Source organism: Actinotalea ferrariae (genome assembly GCF_019733465.1).
Taxonomy (GTDB): Bacteria; Actinomycetota; Actinomycetes; order Actinomycetales; family Cellulomonadaceae; genus Actinotalea; species Actinotalea ferrariae_A.
Window position 1 is genome coordinate 1 of record NZ_JACVQL010000388.1, and the last position, 2,895, is coordinate 2,895.

A 2,895-nucleotide genomic window follows, 5' to 3' on the forward strand; every position below is an offset into this window, starting at 1 on the left:
GGGTCGGGGGTCGCGGGGTCGGGGTCGACGGTCGCGTCGTCGGCCGGGGCCGGGGGCTCGGTCGCGTCGGGGAACGGCACGTACAGGCCCCCGAGGGCGTCGAGGTGGGCGGTGCTCGCGGCAGCCACGGTGGTCGCCGCGGCGACCACGCCGGGATCGCCGCCCGAGTCCGCGAGGGAGCGCGCGAGCACCTCGAGCGCGAGCGCGTCCGCCGTCGTGCGCTGGCGCACGGTCTCGGTCGCGTCGGGCTCGGGGGCACGCGGCGCGGGCGTCTCGAGCCGCAGGCCGCAGCCCGGCAGGAGCACCAGCACCGCCGCCAGGAGCAGGGCGAGGCCCGCGGGCAGGGGGCGGTCACGGGTCGGGCGGGGGCTCATCGCGGCCGATCCTGCCACGCCGCACCCCCGGCGAGTCGTTAGGCTGGGCGCGACAAGTCCAGAGGGTCGTATCCACGTCGGGTGGCCCGCCACGACCCACGGGAGGCGAACATGGTCACGCCCGCGAGCTCCGGGCCGACACCGGCACAGCGTGTGAGGGAGGCCGTCGAGCCGGCCGTCACCGCCGCCGGGCTCCACCTCGAGGACGTCGCCGTCGCCCCGGCGGGCCGCCGCACCGTCGTCCGCGTGGTCCTCGACCTCGACGAGGACGCCGTCGGCAGCCTCGACCTCGACACCGTCGGCGAGGTCTCCCGGACCATCTCCGCGGCCCTCGACGCGGCGGACCCGGTCCGCGGCGAGTACGTCCTCGAGGTCTCCTCGCCGGGCACCGACCGGCCCCTGACCGAGCTGCGCCACTTCCGTCGTGCGCGCACACGGCTCGTGCGCCTCGCGCTGCACGACGGGTCGACCCTGACCGGCCGGCTCGTCGAGGCGGAGCCGGACCGCTACGTCCTCGACCCCACGCCCGACGGCGTCGCCGAGCGGACGGCCGTCGAGCCGGCCCGGGTGGCGCGCGGACGCGTCGAGGTCGAGCTCAACCGCCTGGGTGCCGACGGCACCGACGTGCCGGGCACCGACGTGCACGACGACGAGGAGGGTCCCGCCTGATGGACATCGACATGACGGCGCTGCGGCTCGTCGAGCACGAGCGCGACATCAGCATCGACACGCTGGTCTCCGCCATCGAGCAGGCGCTGCTCTCGGCCTACCACCGCACCCCGGGTGCGCTCGAGGACGCGCGGGTCGAGGTCGACCGGCGTTCGGGCCACGTCACGGTCTGGGCGCGCGAGCGCCTGGAGCCCGAGGCCTCGGCCGCCGCCGACGACGAGCCCGGGGTCGCGCCGCCGGCCCCCGAGCTCGGACCGGAGTTCGACCACACGCCCGACGGCTTCGGCCGGGTCGCCACGGCGACCGCGCGCCAGGTCATCGTCCAGCGGCTGCGCGACGCGGAGGACGAGCAGGTGCTCGGCAGCTTCCGCGGCACCGAGGGCGAGGTGCTCGCGGGCGTCATCCAGCAGGGCCGTGACCCCCGCACGGTGCTGGTCGCCGTGCGCGGCACCGAGGCCGTGCTGCCCGCTCACGAGCAGGTGCCCACCGAGCGCTACGTCCACGGCGAGCGCCTGCGCGCGTACGTCCTCGACGTGTCCCGCGGGCCCAAGGGCCCCTCGATCACGCTGTCCCGCACGCACCCCAACCTCGTGCGCAAGCTGTTCGCGCTCGAGGTGCCCGAGGTCGCCGACGGGTCCGTGGAGATCACCGCGATCGCGCGTGAGGCGGGGCACCGCACCAAGATCGCCGTGCGCACGTCGGTGGCCGGGCTCAACGCGAAGGGCGCCTGCATCGGCCCGATGGGCGCGCGGGTCCGTGCGGTGATGGCCGAGCTCCACGGCGAGAAGATCGACATCATCGACCACAGCGACGACCCGGCCGAGCTCGTCGGCAACGCGCTCTCGCCCGCCCGCGTGTCGTCGGTCGAGATCGTCGACCTCGCGGCGCGGTCCGCGCGCGTCGTCGTGCCGGACTACCAGCTCTCGCTCGCGATCGGCAAGGAGGGGCAGAACGCACGCCTCGCCGCCAAGCTGACGGGGTGGCGCATCGACATCCGCTCCGACGAGGGCGGGCGCCCGGAGGTCGACGAGGAGCCCTCGGGTCCCGGTTCGTGACCGATCGCGCTAGACTGGTCGAGGCTGGACCACGCGTCCGGCGTCCCGATCGTGCACGGGGTCCCGTCGAGGGGCCGGTCCGCACGTGCGTGGGGTGCCGGCAGCGGGGTCCCCGGTCCGTCCTCCTGAGGGTGGTCCGGGACGAGGACGGCGTGCGCGCCGTGGTCGACCCGGGTCGCCGCATGCCTGGTCGGGGTGCCTGGGTGCACGACGACCTGGCATGTCTCGACCTCGCCGAACGGCGTCGTGCTCTCCCGCGTGCCCTGCGCACCGGTCCGCTCGACACCGCCTCGGTCCGTGAGCACCTCGAGGCCGCGCGCACGTCGACGCGATGACCGTCCCAGGACAGGTCGCAGGACGAGCACGAGAGCAGGACCCGCACGACCAGCAGCACGTCCGTCGTTCATCGAGAAGGAAAGCGGGTTGGAAGCCGATGGGCACCCGATGAGTACCCGGCGATGAGTACCCAGCACTAACGACGGTCCACCCTGTCCGGGGCGGGCCGAGACAGGAGAGTTGTGGCAAAGGTCCGCGTCTACGAGCTCGCCAAGGAGCTCGGCGTCGAGAGCAAGGCCATCATGGCCAAGCTCAACGAGCTCGGAGAGTTCGTCAGGTCGGCGTCGTCGACCATCGAACCGCCCGTCGTGCGCAAGCTGCGCGACGCCTACCCCGCGGGGTCGCAGGAGCAGGCACCCCGCAAGCCCGCAGCGCGCCCCGCGCCGGCGGCCCCTGCAGCACCGTCCGCCCCGGCGGCGGCGGCCCCCGCTACGCCCGCCGCTCCCGCGGCACCCCAGCAG

General features: G+C 75.0%; 4 protein-coding genes and 1 pseudogene. 4 read left to right on the forward strand and 1 reads right to left on the reverse strand.

Annotated features, from left to right (window positions below; all coding sequences use genetic code 11):
* Nucleotides 1-374 (reverse strand): annotated as a pseudogene (locus tag ICW40_RS20135) (hypothetical protein); the annotation flags it as partial.
* A 153-nt stretch (nucleotides 375-527) separates the two neighbouring features.
* Here ICW40_RS20135 and rimP point away from each other — a divergent pair.
* The 4 genes from rimP to ICW40_RS20155 all read left to right on the forward strand — a co-directional run.
* Nucleotides 528-1,043 carry a ribosome maturation factor RimP gene (gene rimP, locus ICW40_RS20140; RefSeq protein WP_308121937.1) on the forward strand — a complete coding sequence of 172 codons (516 nt, stop codon included), beginning with the start codon at nucleotides 528-530 and terminating at the stop codon, nucleotides 1,041-1,043.
* Nucleotides 1,043-2,098 carry a transcription termination factor NusA gene (nusA, locus tag ICW40_RS20145; RefSeq protein WP_221655754.1) on the forward strand — a complete coding sequence of 352 codons (1,056 nt, stop codon included), beginning with the start codon at nucleotides 1,043-1,045 and terminating at the stop codon, nucleotides 2,096-2,098. The genes rimP and nusA overlap by 1 nt, the downstream gene beginning before the upstream one ends.
* Before the next feature lie 131 nt (nucleotides 2,099-2,229).
* Complete coding sequence (locus ICW40_RS20150) at nucleotides 2,230-2,433, forward strand: DUF448 domain-containing protein (RefSeq protein WP_374199192.1); 204 nt, start codon at nucleotides 2,230-2,232, stop codon at nucleotides 2,431-2,433.
* 183 nt (nucleotides 2,434-2,616) lie between these two features.
* Nucleotides 2,617-2,895, forward strand: a 279-nt coding sequence (locus tag ICW40_RS20155) for a translation initiation factor IF-2 N-terminal domain-containing protein (RefSeq protein ID WP_221655756.1), incomplete at its 3' end; no start/stop codon positions are given.

Bases quoted from the DNA above. Each gene is read 5' to 3' on its own strand.
- nusA (WP_221655754.1), top strand. From the start codon at position 1,043: ATGGACATCGACATGACGGCGCTGCGGCTCGTCGAGCACGAGCGCGAC.